The sequence below is a fragment of the Terrabacter sp. Root85 genome (genome assembly GCF_001429185.1).
Classification (GTDB): Bacteria; Actinomycetota; Actinomycetes; order Actinomycetales; family Dermatophilaceae; genus Terrabacter.
Genome location: NZ_LMIW01000001.1, coordinates 764,018 through 783,240, shown reverse-complemented (window position 1 = coordinate 783,240; position 19,223 = coordinate 764,018). Strand labels below are relative to the sequence as shown.

The 19,223-nt window shown below is 71.2% G+C and carries 17 protein-coding genes; 10 read left to right on the top strand and 7 right to left on the bottom strand.

Going from position 1 to position 19,223, the window contains the following annotated elements:
• Complete coding sequence (locus ASE25_RS03710; protein WP_056822822.1) at positions 1-2,001, bottom strand: beta-galactosidase; 2,001 nt, start codon at positions 1,999-2,001, stop codon at positions 1-3.
• A 361-nt stretch (positions 2,002-2,362) separates the two neighbouring features.
• Here ASE25_RS03710 and ASE25_RS03705 point away from each other — a divergent pair, with 361 nt between their 5' ends.
• From ASE25_RS03705 to ASE25_RS03690, 4 genes are read left to right on the top strand one after another with little or no spacing between them, the layout of a single operon-like run.
• On the top strand, positions 2,363-3,715 hold the full coding sequence (locus tag ASE25_RS03705) for an ABC transporter substrate-binding protein (RefSeq protein WP_056775421.1): 1,353 nt from the start codon (positions 2,363-2,365) through the stop codon (positions 3,713-3,715).
• A 16-nt stretch (positions 3,716-3,731) separates the two neighbouring features.
• Positions 3,732-4,625 (top strand): carbohydrate ABC transporter permease, encoded by an 894-nt coding sequence (locus ASE25_RS03700; protein WP_056775419.1) that lies wholly within the window; start codon positions 3,732-3,734, stop codon positions 4,623-4,625.
• 1 nt (position 4,626) lies between these two features.
• Entirely contained in the window at positions 4,627-5,544 is a 918-nt protein-coding gene (locus ASE25_RS03695) for a carbohydrate ABC transporter permease (RefSeq protein WP_200958958.1), read from the top strand.
• Between the two features lies 1 nt (position 5,545).
• On the top strand, positions 5,546-7,747 hold the full coding sequence (locus ASE25_RS03690) for an alpha-galactosidase (protein ID WP_056822819.1): 2,202 nt from the start codon (positions 5,546-5,548) through the stop codon (positions 7,745-7,747).
• Positions 7,748-7,754: 7 nt separating this feature from the next.
• Here ASE25_RS03690 and ASE25_RS03685 read toward each other — a convergent pair whose 3' ends face one another.
• Positions 7,755-8,255 (bottom strand): Fur family transcriptional regulator, encoded by a 501-nt coding sequence (locus ASE25_RS03685; RefSeq protein WP_235508524.1) that lies wholly within the window; start codon positions 8,253-8,255, stop codon positions 7,755-7,757.
• A gap of 32 nt (positions 8,256-8,287) precedes the next feature.
• Between ASE25_RS03685 and tdh the strand changes: the two genes are divergently transcribed.
• Genes tdh through ASE25_RS03665 form a run of 4 tightly spaced genes read left to right on the top strand, consistent with a single transcriptional unit; the run spans position 8,288 to position 11,920 of the window.
• Positions 8,288-9,325: an L-threonine 3-dehydrogenase gene (gene tdh, locus ASE25_RS03680; protein ID WP_020142104.1), complete on the top strand. Its 1,038-nt coding sequence runs from the start codon at positions 8,288-8,290 to the stop codon at positions 9,323-9,325.
• A 1-nt stretch (position 9,326) separates the two neighbouring features.
• Positions 9,327-9,974: an alpha/beta fold hydrolase gene (locus ASE25_RS03675; protein WP_056822816.1), complete on the top strand. Its 648-nt coding sequence runs from the start codon at positions 9,327-9,329 to the stop codon at positions 9,972-9,974.
• Complete coding sequence (locus tag ASE25_RS03670; protein ID WP_056822813.1) at positions 9,971-10,348, top strand: DUF2568 domain-containing protein; 378 nt, start codon at positions 9,971-9,973, stop codon at positions 10,346-10,348. Before ASE25_RS03675 ends, ASE25_RS03670 begins: the two co-directional genes overlap by 4 nt.
• A gap of 9 nt (positions 10,349-10,357) precedes the next feature.
• Complete coding sequence (locus ASE25_RS03665) at positions 10,358-11,920, top strand: Na+/H+ antiporter (RefSeq protein ID WP_056822810.1); 1,563 nt, start codon at positions 10,358-10,360, stop codon at positions 11,918-11,920.
• Between the two features lie 7 nt (positions 11,921-11,927).
• On the opposite strand, the gene ASE25_RS03660 is transcribed toward ASE25_RS03665, so the two are convergent.
• Positions 11,928-12,308 (bottom strand): hypothetical protein, encoded by a 381-nt coding sequence (locus ASE25_RS03660; RefSeq protein WP_056772384.1) that lies wholly within the window; start codon positions 12,306-12,308, stop codon positions 11,928-11,930.
• 143 nt (positions 12,309-12,451) lie between these two features.
• Here ASE25_RS03660 and ASE25_RS03655 point away from each other — a divergent pair, with 143 nt between their 5' ends.
• The gene (locus ASE25_RS03655; RefSeq protein ID WP_056822807.1) at positions 12,452-13,021 is read left to right on the top strand and encodes a dihydrofolate reductase family protein; all 570 of its coding nucleotides are present in this window, start codon (positions 12,452-12,454) and stop codon (positions 13,019-13,021) included.
• On the opposite strand, the gene ASE25_RS03650 is transcribed toward ASE25_RS03655, so the two are convergent.
• The 4 genes from ASE25_RS03650 to ASE25_RS03635 form a co-directional block, all read right to left on the bottom strand.
• Positions 13,011-16,076 (bottom strand): CHAT domain-containing protein, encoded by a 3,066-nt coding sequence (locus ASE25_RS03650; protein ID WP_056822804.1) that lies wholly within the window; start codon positions 16,074-16,076, stop codon positions 13,011-13,013. The genes ASE25_RS03655 and ASE25_RS03650 overlap by 11 nt on opposite strands.
• 3 nt (positions 16,077-16,079) lie before the next feature.
• Entirely contained in the window at positions 16,080-16,907 is an 828-nt protein-coding gene (locus tag ASE25_RS03645) for a caspase family protein (RefSeq protein ID WP_056822801.1), read from the bottom strand.
• A 128-nt stretch (positions 16,908-17,035) separates the two neighbouring features.
• A complete protein-coding gene (locus ASE25_RS03640; protein WP_200958956.1) occupies positions 17,036-17,272 on the bottom strand; it encodes an SCO4226 family nickel-binding protein in 237 nt (78 codons plus the stop codon).
• A 106-nt stretch (positions 17,273-17,378) separates the two neighbouring features.
• Positions 17,379-17,870: a pyridoxamine 5'-phosphate oxidase family protein gene (locus ASE25_RS03635; protein WP_056772368.1), complete on the bottom strand. Its 492-nt coding sequence runs from the start codon at positions 17,868-17,870 to the stop codon at positions 17,379-17,381.
• Between the two features lie 143 nt (positions 17,871-18,013).
• On the opposite strand from ASE25_RS03635, the gene ASE25_RS03630 reads away from it, so the two are divergent.
• The gene (locus tag ASE25_RS03630; RefSeq protein WP_056772366.1) at positions 18,014-19,207 is read left to right on the top strand and encodes a glycine C-acetyltransferase; all 1,194 of its coding nucleotides are present in this window, start codon (positions 18,014-18,016) and stop codon (positions 19,205-19,207) included.
• Positions 19,208-19,223: the final 16 nt, after the last annotated feature.

The following is a 19,223-nucleotide window of genomic DNA, read 5'->3' as shown; positions in this document are numbered from 1 at the left end:
TCAGTCCTCCCTGAGCACGGCCACGCCACCGGGGGCGAGGCGGACGCTGCCGTCGACAGGGGCGTCCGCGACGAGGTCGTACCCAGTTGCGGCGATGGTCTGCTCGGCATCGGTGTGGTTGAGCAGGAATAGCCACGAGCCGTCGCCGTCGCTGCGCCGACGCGTCGTCTCCACGCCGCGGGGCAGGCCCGCGACGGTCGGCTCGACGCCGGCGGCGGAGAGGACGTCGTCGAGGAGCGCCCCGAGGGTGGTGTCGTCGGGGAGCGTGCTGACGTACCAAGCGGATCCGGCGCTGTCGGTGCCCGCCCGACGCGTGACCGCGGGGCGCCCGGTGAGCGGCCCGGCGGCATACGTCGACAGCACCTCGGTGCCGGGCAGGGCGGTCACGTCCTCGCTCCACCACGTCCCGGTGCCATCGGCGAGCGCGACCGTGTCGTCGGGGCCGAGCGGGAAGAACTCCTCGACGCGGACGCCGAGCAGGTCGCGGAACGCACCAGGGTAGCCGCCGAGGCGCACGTGGTCGTTCTCGTCGCTGATGCCGGAGAAGTACGTGACGAGCACCTCGGCGCCCGCCTCGGCGGCCGCGGCGACGGCGGCCGCGTGCTCGTCGGTGACGAGGTAGAGCTGCGGCACGACGACGAGGGCGTATGCCGTGAGGTCTGCCGAGGGGTGCACGACGTCCGCCGTGACCCCGCGGTCGTGGAGGGCACGGTGGATCGCCTGCGCCGCGGTCAGGGCGTCGAGCTCGGAGCTCGGCATGCACGGACCCTCGGCGGCCCAGATCGCCGAGTAGTCATGGAGGATCGCGACCCGGGACTCGACGCGGCTGCCGACGAGCTCGCCGAGGCGGCCGGCGATCCGGCCGAGCTCCTCGACCTCGCGGAAGCGCGCGCTGTCCGCACCGGCGTGCGGCACGAGGGCGCTGTGGAACTTCTCCGAGCCGGCGCGGGACTGGCGCCACTGGAACCACCCGATCGTGTCGGCGCCGCGGGCCACGTGGGCCACGGCGTCGCGGATCGTCTGGCCGAAGTCCTTGGCGTGGTTGGTCGGCTGCCAGTTGACCGCACTCGTCGAGTGCTCCATGAGCATCCACGGCGCGCCGCCCGCGAGGCCGCGGGTCAGGTCGCCGCTGTAGGCGAGCTCGGCGCGCGGGTGCGCGAGCGTGTCGACGATGTAGTGGTCGGTGCTGACGACGTCGACGGTGGGCGTCCACTGCGAGTAGTCGAGGTGGCGGAAGTGGTCGAGCGTCATGAAGTTCGTCGTCACGGGGACGCCGGGGGAGAGCTCGTCGAGGACGGCCCGCTCGGCGCGCATGTGGTCGAGGAGCGCGTCGGAGCTGAACCGCTTGTAGTCGAGCACGTGGGTCGGGTTGTTGAACGTCGTCGACCGGCGCGGCGGCAGGATCTGGTCCCAGTCCGTGTAGCGCTGGCTCCAGAAGGCGGTGCCCCACGCGTCGTTGAGCGTCTCGAGGGCGGTGTAGCGGCGCTGGAGCCAGGTGCGGAAGTGCCGCGCGCACTCGTCGCAGTAGCAGGGCAGGTTGTGGCACGCGTACTCGTTGGAGACGTGCCACATCGCGACGGCCGGGTGCTCGTGGTAGCGCGTCGCCAGCTGCCGGGTGAGCGCGACGGCGTACTCGCGGAAGACGGGCGACGTCGGGCACCACGTCTGCCGGCTGCCGGGCCAGAGCGTGTGGCCGTCGACGTCGACGGGGAGGATCTCGGGGTGGGCGGCCGAGAGCCACGGGGGCGGGGTGGCGGTGGCCGTGGCGAGGTCGACGGCGATGCCGCCGGCGTGGAGTTTGTCGAGGATCGTGTCGAGCCACTCGAACTCGTACTCGCCCTTGGCCGGCTCGAGCCAGCTCCACGAGAAGATGCCGAGGCTGACGAACGACACGTTGGCGCGCCGCATCAGCTCGATGTCCTCGTCCCAGACGGGGCGGGGCCACTGCTCGGGGTTGTAGTCGCCACCGAGTGCCAGGGTCTTCGTCGGCCATGAGCGCATGGGACACAGGGTGTCGCTTTGCTCGCCGCGATGTCAACATTTTCAAACACATCGGACGTGGCGAAGTGCGGATGTTCGTCAACGGTCTCGGCCCGTGGGACGCCGCCGGCGCTGTCAGGACGGGTCGCTGGACCGGCTCCCCATGCGGCGCGAATCGCGTTACAACGGTGTAAAGCCGGAGGTCAGCGCCCTGTGAAGGTCTCGGTTCGGTCGCAGACGGCTGTGGGTCTCGACGAATCCCTTGACAGCGCCACCGGGCGCCGACATCCTCTGTTTGTTGTTGAAGGTTTCTGGTGGCAGATGTTCGACTCTGTCGCTTCCTATCGACAACGAACCCGGCACAGCGTCAAAGGAGACCGCAATGACCCGCCCCTCGAGCGAGGCCGAGTACCTGGCCCGCATGGTTCCCCCCTCCGTCCGCGGCGTCGACCGTCGGACCCTGCTGCGCGGCGCCCTCGGCGTCGGCACCCTGCTCGGAGCGGGCGGCCTCGCCGCGTGCAGCTCCGGCAGCACGGGCAGCACCGGCGTCCCGACGGGGGCCGTCACCGGCACCGTCACCGTCGGCTCCAACCAGTCGGACGCCGTGCCGAAGGCCGCCGTCCAGTCCTACATGGACGCGTTCGCCAAGGCCAACCCCGGCACGACGGTCAAGATCAACACCGTCGACCACAACTCCTTCCAGGAGAACATCAACAACTACCTGCAGGGCTCGCCCGACGACGTCTTCACGTGGTTCGCCGGCTACCGCATGCAGTTCTTCGCTGAGAAGGGCCTCGTCGGCGACGTCTCCGACGTGTGGAAGAACATCACCGGCATGTCCGACGCCCTCAAGAAGGCCTCGACCGCCGCCGACGGCAAGCAGTACTTCGTGCCGATCACGAACTACCCGTGGGCGGTCTTCTACCGCAAGAGCGTCTTCCAGGAGAAGGGCTACGAGGTCCCCAAGACCCTTGACGACCTCAACGCCCTCGGCGCCCAGATGAAGAAGGACGGCCTTTCGCCGATCGCCTTCGGCGACAAGGACGGCTGGCCCGCGATGGGCACGTTCGACCAGATCAACCTGCGCGTCAACGGCTACGACTTCCACGTCAGCCTGATGGCCGGCAAGGAGGCCTGGACCGACCCCAAGGTCAAGAAGGTCTTCGACACCTGGGCCGGCATCCTCCCCCTGCACCAGGCCGACTCGCTCGGTCGCACGTGGCAGGAGGCGGCACAGTCGCTGCAGCAGAAGAAGTCCGGCATGTACGTCCTCGGCTCGTTCCTCGCCCAGCAGTTCACCAAGGGTGCCGAGCAGGACGACCTCGACTTCTTCACCTTCCCGGAGATCGACTCGACGATCGGCACCGACGCCATCGAGGCACCCATCGACGGCTACATGATGAGCGCCAAGCCGAAGAACGAGGGCGGCGCCAAGAAGCTGCTCCAGTACATCTCCCAGCCCGAGGCGCAGCTGCTCGCGCTCAAGGCCGACCCGAGCGTCATCGCCACCAACCAGACGGCTGACACGAGCGGCTACACGGCCCTGCAGAAGAAGTCGCTGGAGTACGTCAAGTCAGCCAAGTCGATCGCGCAGTTCATGGACCGCGACACGCGCCCCGACTTCGCCTCGACGGTGATGATCCCGGCGATCCAGAGCTTCATCAAGAACCCCAAGGACATCGACGGTCTCCTCACGAGCATCGAGGCCCAGAAGAAGAGCATCTTCGGTTCCTGACGGGAGGCGAGCCGCCATGGCGAGCAAGCGCAAGTACAGAGGTATCGACCAGCTGTCGACACGCGACAAGGTCGTCGTGTCGCTGATGGTCATCGTGCCGACCCTCATCGTCCTGTGGCTCGTCTGGCTGCCGGCGATCGGCTCGGTCCTGCTCTCCTTCACCAACTGGGACGGGATCGGGCCGCTCTCCGGCATCAAGTCGGTGGGGCTGCAGAACTACCGGGACATCGCGACGATCTACCCGCCGTTCTGGCCGGCCATCCAGCACAACCTGATCTGGCTCGCCGTGATGTTCCTCGTCGCGACGCCGCTCGGCATGCTCTTCGCCGTGCTCGTCGACCGTGGCGTGGCGGGCACGCGGTTCTACCAGACGAGCATCTACCTGCCGGTCGTGCTGTCGCTGGCCCTCATCGGCTTCATCTGGCAGCTCATCTACTCGCGCGACCAGGGACTGATCAACGCGATCACGGGTGGCACGACCGACTGGTACGGCGACCCGAACGTCAACCTGTGGGCCGCGCTCGTGGCCGCGAGCTGGCGCCACGCGGGCTACATCATGCTGCTCTACCTGGCCGGTCTCAAGGGCGTCGACCCGTCGCTGCGCGAAGCGGCCAAGATCGACGGTGCGAGCGAGTCGCAGACGTTCTTCAAGGTCGTCTTCCCGGTGATGCGGCCGATCAACATCATCGTCCTCGTCGTCACCTTCATCGAGTCGCTGCGCGCCTTCGACCTCGTGTGGGTCATCAACAAGGGCCGCAACGGCCTCGAGCTGATCTCGACGCTCGTGACCCAGAACGTCGTCGGCGAGGCGAGCCGCATCGGCTTCGGGTCAGCGCTCGCGACGATCATGCTGCTCATCTCGAGCGTGCTCGTCTTCATCTACCTGCGCATCGCCATGAAGGAGGACTGACATGTCCCTCGCCGCCGACCCGGTGGAGGAGCGCAGCCAGGCGCTCCTCAAGCCGCACGAGGGGGGCCCGCAGTCCGGCCGCCGCTGGCTGCTGCCGGTCATGCTCACCCTGATCTCGCTGATCTGGCTCTTCCCGCTGCTCCTCGCGCTCGTCAACTCGTTCCGCGACTACGCCTTCACGGCGAAGAACGGCTACGTCTCGTGGGGCGGGTTCACGTTCGACAACTACACGAACGCGTGGCAGCAGGCCGACTTCGGGCTGCACTTCGCGAACTCGGCGATCATCACGATCCCCGCCGTCATCCTCACGCTCTTCCTGTCGTGCTGCGTGGCCTTCGTCGTCGCGCGCTTCTCGTTCAAGTTCAACCTCGCGCTGCTCGGCTTCTTCCTCGCAGCGAACCTGCTGCCGCCCCAGGCGCTGCTCATCCCGGTCTACCGGATGTTCCGCGCCATCGAGGTGCCCCTGTGGATCAGCGACTCGGGCACCCTGCTCAACAGCTTCGTCGGCCTGATCCTCGTCAACATGGCCTTCCAGATCGGCTTCTGCGCCTTCGTGCTCAGCAACTACATGAAGGCGCTGCCGAAGGAGCTCTACGAGTCCGCCGTCATCGACGGTGCGAGCGTGACGCGGCAGTTCTTCCAGATCACGCTGCCGCTGTGCCGGCCGGCCCTCGCCGCGCTCGCGGTGCTCCAGACGACGTGGATCTACAACGAGTTCTTCTGGGCCACCGTGCTGCTCCAGCAGGGCGACAAGTTCCCGGTGACGAGCTCGCTCAACAACCTGCGGGGCCAGTTCTTCACGGACAACAACCTCGTGGCCGCCGGGTCGATGATCGTCGCGATCCCGACCCTCGTGATCTTCTTCGTGCTCCAACGACACTTCGTGGCCGGCCTGACGCTCGGCGCGACCAAGGGATGACGTGACCGACCTGACCGACCAGTCCACCCAGTCCACCGTCCACCTGGAGTCCGCCGGGACCGCGCTCGTGCTCGAGCCGCGCCCCGGCGGCTCCGGGTTGCCCGAGGTCATCCACTGGGGGCCCGCGCTCGAGGGCGGGGCGAGCACGTATGCCGCCCTTCCCGCGCTGACGCTCGCTCCTGTCGGCCACAGCGCGCTCGACGTGCCGTGGCCCCTCACCGTGCTGCCCGGCGAGGCCGACGGCTGGTCGGGCACGCCCGGCTGGGCCGGCCACCGCGCCGGCTCCGCGGGTGCCGTGCGCTGGCACGACGTGACCTGCGAGCCCGACGGCACGACTCTCGTGACCCGCGCGAGCTCGCCGGACGGCATACGCCTCGAGCTGCGGCACGCGCTCGACGAGCACGGCGTGCTCCGCGTCGACGCGTCGGTGACCAACACGGGCGAGGACACCGCTCCGCTCGACGTCTCGGCGCTGCGCGCGATCCTGCCGCTGCCGCTGCGCGCCGACGAGGTGCTCGACCTCACCGGCCGCTGGTGTCGCGAGCGCTCGCCGCAGCGCAGCCGCCTCGACCACGGCACCCACCTGCGCGCCAGCCGCCGCGGCCGCACCGGCCACGACGCGACGCTGCTCATGATGGCCGGCACGGCCGGGTTCGACTGGCGTTCGGGCGAGGTCTGGGCCGTGCACACCGCGTGGAGCGGCAACCACGAGCACCTCGTCGAGGCGCTGCCCGAGGGTGCCGGCCGCCACCACGCCGTCATCGGCGGGGCCGAGCTGCTCGCTCCCGGCGAGGTGCGCCTCGCACCCGGGGAGTCGTATGCCGCCCCGACGGTCGTCTTCGTGCACTCGACCGAGGGGCTCGACGGCCTCTCGCGCCGCCTCCACCGCAGCCTTCGTGCCCGCGCCGGCCACCCGTCGCGGCCGCGTCCCGTCGTGCTCAACACGTGGGAGGCCGTCTACTTCGAGACCGACCTCGAGCACCTCAGAGCCCTGGCCGACACGGCCTCCCGGATCGGCGTCGAGCGCTTCGTCCTCGACGACGGCTGGTTCGGCGGGCGTCGCCACGACCGCGCCGGTCTCGGCGACTGGGTCGTCTCCAGCGACGTGTGGCCCGAGGGGATGGGCGCGCTCGTCGACCACGTCAAGGGCCTCGGCCTCGAGTTCGGGCTGTGGTTCGAGCCCGAGATGGTCAACGAGGACAGCGACCTCGTGCGGGAGCACCCCGAGTGGGTGCTGCGCCCGGCCGCCGGCTCACCGCGCGAGTGGCGTTGGCAGCAGCTGCTCGACCTGACGCACGACGCCGCGCGCGAGCAGCTGCTCGAGCGGATCAGCGGGCTCGTCACCGACATCGGCATCGACTACATCAAGTGGGACCACAACCGCGACCTGCTCGAGGCGGTGCACACCGTCGACGGCCCGTCCGGGCGCCTCGTCGACACCCCGGCCGTCCACGCGCACACGCTGGCCTTCTACCGGCTGCTCGACGACCTCCGGGCGCGTCACCCGCAGCTCGAGATCGAGTCCTGCAGCAGTGGTGGGGCGCGCGTCGACCTGGCCGTGCTCGACCGCACCGACCGCATCTGGACGAGCGACTGCAACGACGCGCTCGAGCGGGCCAACATCCAGCGCTGGACGAGCCTGCTCGTGCCGGCCGAGCTCATGGGCACGCACGTCGGCCCGGCCACGGCCCACACGACGCACCGCACGGTCGACCTCGGCTTCCGCACGCTCATGGCGCTCCAGGGTCACGCCGGTCTCGAGTGGGACATCACGGAGTGCTCCGACGAGGAGCTCGAGGCGCTGACGGGGTGGACCGCGCTCGCGCGCGAGCTGCGGCCGTTGCTCCACACCGGCGACCTCGTGCGCTCCGAGAGCCCCGACGGCACGGTCATCGTCACGGGCACCGTCGACGGCGACCGCAGCCGGGCGGCCTACACCGTGGCCCGTCTCGTGACCGGCCGCGACGCCGCGACCGGTGCGCTGGCGCTGCCGGGCCTCGACCCGAGCAGGTCGTATGCCGTCCGGGTGCGTCCCGAGGCCGGCCTGCCCGCCGTCGTGCAGAACACCCCGCCGGGCTGGTGGGAGCCGGCCCTCGGCGAGGACGGCGTCGTCGTCCCGGGGTCGGTCCTGACGACCGTCGGCCTGCCGGTCCCGATCATGGGCCCGGCCCAGGGCTACCTCCTCGACCTCCGCGCCCTCTGACCCGCGGTCAGGGCGTCGCGCAGTCGCCGCAGGTGCCGAGCAGGGCCGCGTGACCGGTGTCGAGGGTGAAGTCGAGGTCGGCTCGCAGCCGCGCGGCCACCTCGTCGAACACGTCCGGTGCCACGTCGAGCACACGCCCGCAGACGTGGCACTGGACATGGGCGTGTCCGTGGTCGTGGGCGGCGTGCTCGTGCTGCTCGGTGGGCGACGGCTCGGTGAGGTGGTAGACCGTCGCCGTCCCGCCGAGGTGCACGTGCGAGAGGACGCCGGTCTCGACGAGCGAGGTCAGCGTGCGGTAGACGGTGGCCCGGTGCACGCTCGGCTCGACGTCGGCCACGCGGGTGCCGATCTGCTCGGCGGTGAGGTGCTCGTCGGCGAGGTCGGCGGCGTCGACGACGTGCAGGACGGCATACCTCGCCGGGGTGACGCGCTCACCGGCAGACCGCAGCCGCGCGACGGCGGCGGCCACCCGGGGGCTCGGGGCGGGGCTCTCGGCAGAGGGGGGCACGCTCCCATTATCGGCAGTGGCAGACTCTCCCCGTGCGCGCACTCACCAAGCTGACCGCAGGCCCCGGCCTCTCGCTCGTCGACCGTCCCGAGCCCGAGTGCGGGCCCGCCGACGTCAAGATCCGCGTCCTGCGGGCGGGCCTCTGCGGCACCGACCTGCACCTCGCCGGCTGGGACGACTGGGCGGCGTCGACCGTCACGCCGCCGCTCGTCATCGGCCACGAGTTCTACGGCGAGGTCGTCGAGATCGGCGAGGACGTCACGGGGATCTCCGTCGGTGACCGTGCCTCCGGCGAGGGGCACATCGTGTGCGGCCGCTGCCGCAACTGCCGCGCCGGCCGCCGCCATCTCTGCATCCGCACCGAGGGCATCGGCGTCAACCGCGACGGCGCCTTCGCCGACTACGTCGTCATCCCGGCGAGCAACGCGTGGATCCAGCCCGCAGACCTCGACCCCGACCTCGGCGCCGTCTTCGACCCGCTCGGCAACGCGACCCACACGGCCCTGCAGTGGCCGATGGTCGGCGAGGACGTCGTCATCACCGGCGCCGGCCCGATCGGCGTCATGGCCGCCGCGATCGCACGGCACGCGGGTGCCCGCTACGTCGTCGTCACCGATGCGAGCGACTACCGCCTCGCGCTCGCCGAGCACGCCGGTGCCGACCTGACGATCAACGTGACGCGCGAGAGCCTCGCCGACGCTCAGGCCCACCTCGGCATGAAGGAGGGCTTCGACATCGGGCTCGAGATGTCCGGTGCTGCGCCGGCCGTCACCGACATGATCGCCAACATGAACCACGGCGGGCGCATCGCGCTCCTCGGCCTGCCGCACCAGTCCTACGAGCTCGACTGGGGCAAGGTCATCACCCACATGATCACGCTCAAGGGCATCTACGGCCGCGAGATGTACGACACGTGGTACGCCATGTCGCAGATGATCGCGACGTCCGAGCGCTTCCGGTCCGCGGTCGCCCAGGTCATCACCCACCGCTTCCCGGCCGAGCAGTGGGAGGAGGCCTTCGAGACCGCCCGGTCCGGCCAGTGCGGCAAGGTCGTCCTCGACTGGAGCTGACGTGGCCCCTCGCCCGCTCGTCCTGCTGCACGGTCTCGGCCAGTCGCCGATCGCGTGGCAGGACTTCGTGTCGGCCTACGGCGCCCGCCGCCCGATGACGGCCCCCTGGATGAAGGGGCTCAAGCCCAAGGACCCCGTCGGCTTCGACCTCGGAGACGCGGCGTCGGGCGTCGCGGACGAGCTCGAGCTCCATGGCGTCAAGCAGGCCGACTTCGTCGGGGTCTCGGTGGGTGCGAGCGTCGCGCTGCGCCTCGCCGTCGAGCGGCCCGAGCTCGTCGGGCGTCTCGTCCTCGGCGGTGCGCTCGTGCGCCCGGGCCGGGGGGCCCTGCGGATGCAGCGCCTCGCGATGCGTCTCGTGCCGGAGAGCAGGCTCGTCGACGCGGGGGTCTCGCGCCCGCGGATGCTCGCGGTCCTGGACGCGCTCAAGGGCTTCGACGGCACGGAGTCGCTGCGTGCCGTCGCGGCGCCGGTGCTCCTCGTCGCCGGGTCGAGGGACAAGGCCGGGATCGTCGCGGCGCAGGAGCTCTCGCAGCACCTGCCGACCGCCCGTCTGCAGGTCGTGGACGGTGCCGGGGCGCTCGTCAACACCGAGTCGGCGCGCGAGCTCGCGGACCTCACGCACGCCTTCCTCGACGAGCCGGACCCGTGACCGCGCGCTCCGTCGCCGGCGTCAACGCCAATGACGTCATCGCCTTCGGCGTCGAGGTGCTGGCCGTCGTCCTGCTCGCGGTCTGGGGAGCCGGTCTCGGGACCACCACCGCCGCCCACATGCTCGGCGGCGTCCTCATCCCCGCGGCCGCCGTCACCCTCTGGGGACTCTTCGCGGCGCCCAGGGCGGTCGTGCAGGTGCCCGAGCTCGGCGTCCTGACGAAGGTGGTCGTGCTCGGAGGCGCTGCGGTCGCAGCCTTCGCGGTCCTGCCGCGCGCGTGGGCCGTCGTCGTCGCCGTGGTGGTCGTCGTCAACACGGTGTTGACGTGGTTCGGTCCCTTCGCACGCCGGACGCCGGGGCCCTCGCTGTCCTAGGGTTCGACCGTGGACGGACCCGTGCTGGCCCTCGTGGTGGTGGTGGGCATCATCGTGCTGACTCCGGTCGCCGACCGGATCCGGGTCCCGCAGCCGGTGCTGCTGACGATCTTCGGGCTGGTGATTGCCCTGGTGACCCCGGCCAACCCGCTGTCCCTCGACCCTGCCCTCATCCTTCCCGTGGTGCTGCCACCGCTGCTCTTCGCCGCGACCCAGCGCACGACGGTCAACGAGTTCAGGGAGCATGCGGGTGCCGTCTTCGTGCTCGCGGTCGGCCTGACGCTGGCCACGGTGACCGTCGTGGCCGTCGTGGCCCACGCGGCGGGGCTGCCCTGGGCAGTGGCCTGGGTGCTGGGTGCCATCGTCTCCCCACCCGACCCGGTCGCAGCGACGGCCGTGGCTCGTCGGCTTCGCCTGCCGCACCGGCTGGTCACCATCCTCGAGGGCGAGGGGATGTTCAACGACGCGACAGCACTCGTCGCCTACAAGGTCGCCATCGTGGCTGCCGTCACGGGAGACATCACGGGAGCGGACGTCGCCCTCGAGCTCGGGGAAGCGGTGGTCCTCGGTGTGCTCGTCGGACTCGTCGTCGGCTACGTCTCGAAGGTCGTACTGGGCCGTATCCACGACGGCTACGCCGAGACGACGGTGACCGTGCTCGTGCCCTTCGTCGCCTACGTGGGTGCGGAACACCTCAACGGGTCAGGCGTGCTGGCCGTCCTCGTGCTCGGTCTCTACCTGCGCACCTTCGGTCACGACGCCACCACCTCGGCGGGCTGGCTCCTCGGACGTGCCGTCTGGTCCTTCTCCGACTTCCTCATCACCAGCCTCGTCTTCGCGCTGCTGGGCTTCGAGCTCGTCGCGGTGATCCGCTCCACCGAGACGAGCGCGGGAACCATGGGTCTGGCCGCCCTCGTGGTCGGCACGATCATCGTCTTCAGAGCAGCCTGGATCTACCCGGCCGCCTGGCTGGCCCGCCTTCGGGCCCGCCGTCGCGACTCCCCGCTGCCCACCGGCTGGCGGGAGTCGACGGTGGTGGCGTGGGCGGGCATGCGCGGTGTCGTCACCGTGGCCTCGGCCGTGGCGCTACCGACCGTCGTCGCGACGGGTGAGCCCCTTCCGGCCCGCGACGAGGTGGTCACCGTTGCCCTCGTCTCCGTGCTGGTCACCCTCGTCGTGCAGGGCCTGACGCTCACCCCTCTGACGAAGTACCTCCACGTCGGCAGCGATGTCGACGAGACGGCCGAGGTCTCGCGGCTGCGGATCCGCGCCACGACCGCGGGCCTGGCGCAGATCAGGCACGAGGAGGCCTCCCTCGACGAGGACGTCCGTCGTGCCGCGATCGCGCAGTACGAGGGCTACCTCTCGGCGCAGGAGACGATGGCCCACGCCCGAGCGCGCGACGACGAGGACGCCCGACGGGGAAGGGCGCTCGAGTCCGTGCTCCGACGTGCCAGCGACGCCGAACGCCGACTCGTGCTCGACGCGCGCCGACGTGGCGACGTGAGCGCGGCGAGTGCCGACGAGGTCCTGCGCGACATCGAGAACCGGGCGTTGCGGGACTTCGACTGACCGGCGCTCAGCAGAGGTTGATGCCGCCGGCGTCGAGCAGCTTGGCCACGACCTTCTCGTCCGTGACGGCGGGCACCATCCAGTTCTTGCCGGCCACGGACTTCACGCCGTTCGTGCACTCGAACGTGCTGACCCGCCGGTCGAGCTCGACGGCTTGGTCGTAGAAGGCCGCCTCGACCGGCTTGCCCTGCGCTCCCGTGCACGTGATCTTGTGCTCGGCCAGCGACCCCTGGGTGTCGCCGCTCGACGGGCAGACGAGCTCGGCGACGACGGCCCAGTCGGGGTGCGCGGCGGCCTCGGGGGACGAGGCGGGCGAGCTGCCACCGCAGGCCGCGAGGGGGAGGGCGAGGGCGGCCGTGGCGCAGGCGAGGGTGAGGCGTCGGAGCACGAGAGCGTTCCCTGAGGGTGGGGGATGGAGGGGGATCGGCCCGGGGTGGCCGGGCGCAAACCCCGGTAATGCTAGACCTCGGGCCGGCACAGGACCCACTCGAACGAGGTGCCCTGAGCGTGCGTGAGTGACAGAGTCAACACATGGCCCGCCTCATCTACACGACCATCGCCTCGCTCGACGGCTACGTGAACGACGCCGCCGGCGGCTTCCAGTGGGCCGCCCCCGACCGGGAGGTGCACACCTTCGTCAACGACCTCGAGCGCGACGTCGGCACCTATCTCACCGGACGCCGCCTCCACGACGTGATGGTCTACTGGCAGACGGTGCCCACCGAGGACTCCGACGATCCGGACGACGCCGTCGAGCACGACTACGCCCGCATCTGGCAGGCGGCCGAGAAGGTCGTCTACTCGCGCACCCTCGAGGCCGTGTCGGGCCCGCGGACGCGGCTCGAGCGCGACTTCGACCCCGCCGCCGTCGCCACGCTCGTGGCCTCGGCCGACCGCGACGTCAGCATCGGCGGCCCCGCCCTCGCGGCCGAGGCCCTGCGCGCCGGCATCGTCGACGAGCTGCGCCTGCTGACGGTGCCCGTCGTCGTCGGTGGCGGCACGCGGACCCTGCCGGACGGCATACGCCTCGACCTCGAGCTGCTCGAGCACCGCCGCTTCGCCGGCGGCACGACCTACGCGAGGTATGCCGTCACGCGGTGACCGTGCCGTCCGTGTCGTCCGTGCCGGGCGGAGGAGCGTCGAGGGCCACGAGACCGTCGCGCAGGGTCTGGAGGAACTCGGCGCGGCGCTGCGCCTCCGTGCCGGCCATGACGATGAGGAAGTCCACCTGGTCGCGCACCTGGCGCAGCTGCTCCTCGCTGCCGAGATCGCTCGCCCGGCGGTAGAGGTCGAGGGCCTGCTGGGCCTCCGCGTCGGTGGCGCGGGGGCTCCACAGCGCGTCGAGGACGAGCAGGTCGCCGTAGACCGCGACCGTCCAGAAGGTCGGCGCGAGGTAGGCCTCCTCGCGGGCGGCACCGATCGACTCGTCGATGAGCCGGCGCGCCTCGGAGCGGTCGAGGCCGGTGCGTCCCTCGACCGGTCGCCAGCGCAGGGCCAGCTCGGCGGCGAGCCAGTTGGCGAGCGCGCCGTGGCGACGTCGGTCGGTCGCTCCCGAGGCGGTCCGGGCCGCGGCGTACCAGTCGGACATCTTCGTCAGCGCGTCGTGCGTGCGCGTCCAGTCGCCGCTGCGGGTCGAGCCGGGGCGCTCGGGACACGCGACGAGGGCGAGCCGCTTGTAGGCGCTCGCGACCCGCCACAGCCGATCGATGCCGACGCCGCCCGACGCCCCGGGGGCGTCGCCCGGGAGGAAGGCGACCCGTTCGGGTGCGTGCGACCCGAGCACGAGGGACGCGGGGTTGTCGAGGAGCGTGCGCAGCCGGTCGATGGCCGACTCGATCGTCGCGACCGCGTCGTCGACGGGGTCGTCGCTCGTCGCCGCCGCCCGGACGACCTGGTCGATCCAGACCTCGAAGTCGCGCACCGTCAGGGCCGTCCCGCCCCGCTCGAGGGTCTGCTCGAAGTACTGCGTCGCGTGCCCGAAGTCGCCGAACTTGTTGTACGTCCGGGCGATGAGCACCTGGAGCGCGTCGTCCTCGCGGTCCTCGGGCGAGAGGGCCTCGTAGAGCTCGCTCAGCCGGTCGAGCCCGAAGCGGGTGTTGCGGCTGACGTCGACCGACTGCCCGAGGTTCTCGATCTCGACCCTGGCCTGCTCGGCGCTCGCGGGTGCCCGCCGCACCGTCGTCGCGCGATGCACGACCGCGTCCGGTGCCAGGCGGTAGTCGGGGTCGCCGTAGCACTGGTAGGCGCCCCACGTGTTGACGGCCGGGTGGTCGTTCCACGTCTGCCAGCGGGCCGCGGCGATCGCCTCGCCGAACGTCAGCCCGGAGAGCAGCCGGTCGTAGAGCGTCGCCGCGAAGGTCGAGGCCGCGGCGTCGTCGACGGCCCAGCCGCACGCGACGACGGCCCGCACGCCGATGTCGATGAGCTCGGTCGCGAAGCTCGCGGCGAGCCGGTGGTAGTTGCCGGCGCGCTCGGTCGGCATGCCCGGAGCACCCGGGACTGCCGGGCCGACGGGAGTGCTCGGCCCCATCGACCCGAGGTGGCAGCAGTTGACGACGACGAGCTCGGGCACCTGCCGCATCTGGCCGACCTCACCTGCCGTGAGGTACATCCCGTTGCCGAGCACCATGCCGGTGACCGTGGCGTCCGTCCCGTCGCCGAGCGGCCACTCGAAGACACCGTGACCGGCGAGGTGGACGACGCGGTAGGACGTCGCGAAGAGGGCCTGGATGACCTTGGTGCCGCTCTCGGCGATGAGCGGCTCGGCCTCGAAACCGCTCTGTCGCAAGGCATCTGCGACCCCGCGGGCCTCTCTCTGGGCGGCGGGGAGGGCGCTCAGACCGCTCGCGGTGTCGCCGACGACCAGGGCTCGGCTGCTCGTGGCCGAGAGCACGTGGCTTCGCATCGAGGAGCCCTCGAGCTGGCGGACGAGCCCGCGCCGGACGCCGAGCGGCTCGCGGTCCTCCTCGGTGCCGTGGTCGTCGAGCAGCTCCCACGGGTAGTGCGCCGAGCCCCGGTCGACGAGCAGCACGAGGTTGTCGGTGTCGGGCGCCTGCGCCTTGAGGTCGTTGGGGAAGAGCAGCTCGAAGAGCGTCCGGGCCGCCGACGGGTCGGGTGACGGGGAGTCGACGAGCGACTCGACGAGCCGGTCGACGAGGGCCCGCTGCGTCGGGACGGTGCGCGTCGGCGTGCCCGCCCGTCGCATCGACGCCTCGAACGACAGACCCCCGTCGGGCTCGCTGCGCACCCGCACCTGCTGCCACCAGCCGGTCGGCTCCTGGAAGAGCAGCCGACGCTGGCGGCCCGGGCGCTCCTCGAGGCGCAGGTCGGCCGTGAAGGAGTCGGCGAGCTCGCCGCTCGTCAGCGACGACCCGAGGGCCTCGACCGCCTGGAGCGCGCGGTCCTGCCACAGCTCGATGATCTCGAGCTCGGCGATGTGCACCCCGAGGTCGGTGTCGGCGAGCCGGTCGTTGGCTCGCTGCACCCCGGTCAGCAGGGCCTGCACGCTGTCGCGGACCGGGAGTCCGCCCTGACCGGTGCCGATGAGCAGGCTGGAGAGCCTCAGCTGTCGCACCTCGGTGCTCGTCGCCGACGCCCCGGCCGTGAGGTGGCCGAGGGCCGACGTCAGCACCGCGTGGGCGGTCGCCCGCGCCAGCGACGCGGCGCTCAGGCCGCCGATGGGGCCGAGCCCGGCCACGACCGCCCCCGGCGGGCGGGTCCACTCGTCGGGGTCGGTGAACACCTGGCACGTCTCGATCGGCCCGGGGTAGATGCCGAGCAGGGCGGCCCGCGAGAGCCGGCCGTCGAGCAGCTCGTCGAGGGCGCCCTCGCCGCCGACCAGGGTGCTGCCCGGGTAGTGCCCGACGAGGACGTGGTGGCGGGCGAAGCGCAGGTCGCCGTGCGAGATGCGGACCCGGGTCAGCGGCCGCGACGGGTCGGCGTCGGGGTCGGCGTCGGGGGCCGGGGTGGGGACGGCATCGGCGGCCGGCTTCGGCTCGGGTGGCGGGGTGACCACGTGCTGGGGTGCCGGCTCCGTGGCCTCGGCGCTCGGCGGGTCGGGCAGCGGCTGCTCGGGAAGGACAGGCGCATGCGCGCCGGTCGGGACGGCATACGGCTCGTGGTCTGCGGGGGGCGTGGCGCCCACGAGGGTCGACACGGCTCAGCCCACCCCCGACAGGAAGGTCTGGTCGAGGCGCGGGGCGCGCCCCTCGAGCTGCGGCACCTGGTCGTAGTTGCCGCGCAGACCGGCGAGCGTGCGGGCGTGGAGGGCCCGGTAGGTCGACTGCGGGTCCTCGCGCATGGCCCGGACGAGGTAGTAGGTCAGGGCGCCGTTGTAGTCGCCGTCGATGTGCGCATCGGCGGAGGTCTGGTCGTCGCGGCACCCGCTGACGAGGGTCTCGGCGATGTCGACGACGTGCACGTCCTCGGCGCGGCGACGGCGGCGGACGCGTCGTGGCGTCCCCGTGAAGCCGCCGCCGAGGGCCTCGTCGTCGGGGTTGGGCAGGAAGCGCGACACGACCTCCGGCGCTGGGCCGCCGAGGAGCACCGGCTCGCGGGTGTTGCTGCCGGAGTGGCAGCAGTCCATGACGACGGTGAGCGACGCGCCCGGGTCGAGCCGGTCGAACGTCGTGCGGAGCCAGTCGTCGGTGAGCGGGTCGTTCCAGTCGAGGTCGTGCGGGCAGAGGATCTCGTCGCGGTGGTCGGTCGTCTCGTCCCCGCTGGTGTCGGGGACGTTCGAGCCGTGGCCCGAGTAGTGGAGGTAGAGGACGTCACCGGGCCGGGCCGTGTCGACGAGGTCGGCGATGCCCCGCGTCATCGCGGCCTTGGTCGCGGCGCCGTCGAGGAGCATCGTGATGTCGGACGCGGCGAAGCCGTAGAGGTCCGTCAGCGCGCCGGCGACGGCATGGACGTCGTTGACGCAGCCCCGGAGGTTCGCCCCCGGGATCGCGTACTCGTTGACCCCGATGAGCAGCGCGCGCTTGGACATGGTGGACTCCTTCGACCCGGGCCGCGCAGTGGGCGCGACGGCCCCTGCGATCCAGTGTTCTCCTGAGGGGCTGCTGATACAGCCGGTTCAGGAGGAACGGTTGGGGCCGGTCGACGGGGTCTGCAGGCTCAGGCCGTGACCGTGATCTCGTGGATCTCGTCCGCCGGGTGACCGGTGCGCTCGTGGATGCGCCTCACGGCGTCGGCGCTCGGTCCCTCGGACAGGCAGAACACATGGCCGCTCGTGGGGTCGGCCCAGGCGTGCTTGAACACGACGCCCTCGTCGTCCTGGATGTCGAGGTCGGCCTGGTGGGCCTCCATCAGTGCTTCCGATGTCACACCCGGCATGTTGGTGTGAACGTCCATGAACTCTGGCATGTGATCGCCTCGCTAGGTCGTCGATCCCCCGATGAACGGTGGCTCCACGCTACGCCGCGTCGCGTGCGCCGGTAGGGACTTCGGCGTGAGTCCTTCAGGCGCTCGCCGCCTCCTCCATGGCCCGCTCGATCGCACTCGGGAAACGGGTCTCGAAGTCGAGGATCGCGACCCACTCGGGCGTGACGAAGACGCGGCTCATGTGGGTGGTGATGGCCCGGAGGTTCGTGAGCCACGCGCGCCCCTGCTCCTCGCCGAGCATGCGGACCGTCGTCTCCTCGTACTCGGGGGCGATCCCCTCGACCGTGTCGGTGCGCACCCGCCCGCGGATCTGCAGCACCTTGTAGGGCATCTCGTCCGTGTCGATGGACACGGCCGCGCGGTCACCGTCCTTGAGAGCCCTCATCTTGGGCGCATCGGGCGGCGTCCCGAACACGAGCTCCTTCCCGTTCCAGTGGAAACCGATCGGCACCACCCGTGGTGACCCGTCGGTCCACGAGTACGCCAGCCGCGCGGGCAGCGGAGACCGCAACAGCCGCTGCGCCACCTCGTCCTCGAGCAGTGCGAGGCTTCCCTGTCGTGTCGTCATGACCTCACTCCTTCCTCCGGCCCGCGGACGCGGGCGTCCTTCCAGCGTCCTCCGCTGCCGCCCAGGACGTCAGCGGTTCCGCGAACACGGCCGGGCATACGCTGGGTGGCGCCACACGCCCCACCGACCCGCGAAGGACACCGATGTACGGCTCAGTCAAGGACGAGATCGCCGCGACGCTGCAGGAGATCAAGGACGCCGGCCTCTACAAGAACGAGAGGGAGCTGACGTCGCCGCAGTCGGCGCACGTGACGACCCTCAAGGCGGAGGCGCTCAACTTCTGCGCCAACAACTACCTCGGTCTCGCGAACGACCCGGGCGTCGTCGAGGCGTCGAAGAAGGCGCTCGACGAGTGGGGCTTCGGCATGGCCTCGGTGCGCTTCATCTGCGGCACCCAGACGCTGCACACCTCCCTCGAGCACAAGATCAGCGAGTTCCTCGGCACGGAGGCGACGATCCTCTACTCGTCGTGCTTCGACGCGAACGGCGGCGTCTTCGAGGTGCTCTTCGGCGCCGAGGACGCGATCATCAGCGACGAGCTCAACCACGCCTCGATCATCGACGGCGTGCGACTGTCCAAGGCGATGCGCTACCGCTACAAGAACGCCGACATGACCGACCTGCGGGCCCAGCTCGAGGCGGCCCGGGAGGCCGACGCGAGGCGGACCGTCGTCGTCACGGACGGTGTCTTCTCGATGGACGGGTCGTATGCCCCGCTCGACGAGATCTGCGACCTGGCCGACGAGTTCGGCGCGCTCGTCTTCGTCGACGACTCCCACGCCGTGGGCTTCGTCGGTGACGGCGGTCGGGGCACGCCCGAGCTCTTCGGTGTGATGGACCGCGTCGACATCATCACGGGCACGCTCGGCAAGGCGCTCGGCGGTGCGTCCGGCGGCTACGTGAGCTCGCGACAGGAGATCGTCGACCTGCTCCGCCAGCGCTCGCGTCCCTACCTCTTCAGCAACTCCGTCGCGCCGTCCGTCGTCGCCGGCTCCATGGCCGCCCTCGAGCTCGTCGAGAGCTCGGCCGAGAAGCGCGAGACGCTCAAGGCCAACACGGCGCTCTTCCACACGCTCATGACCGAGGCCGGCTTCGAGCTGCTCCCGGGCACGCACCCGATCCGTCCCGTCATGTTCCCCGGCGAGGACGGCGCCCGTCAGGCCGCGCAGATCGCCGACCACATGCTCGGCAACGGCGTCTACGTCATCGCCTTCAGCTTCCCGGTCGTCCCGCGGGGCAAGGCCCGCATCCGCGTGCAGCTCTCGGCCGCGCACTCGGAGGCCGACGTGCGCGCGTGCGTGGACGCCTTCGTCGCGGCCCGCGACGCCGTCGGCTGAGCGCTCGAGCGGGTGC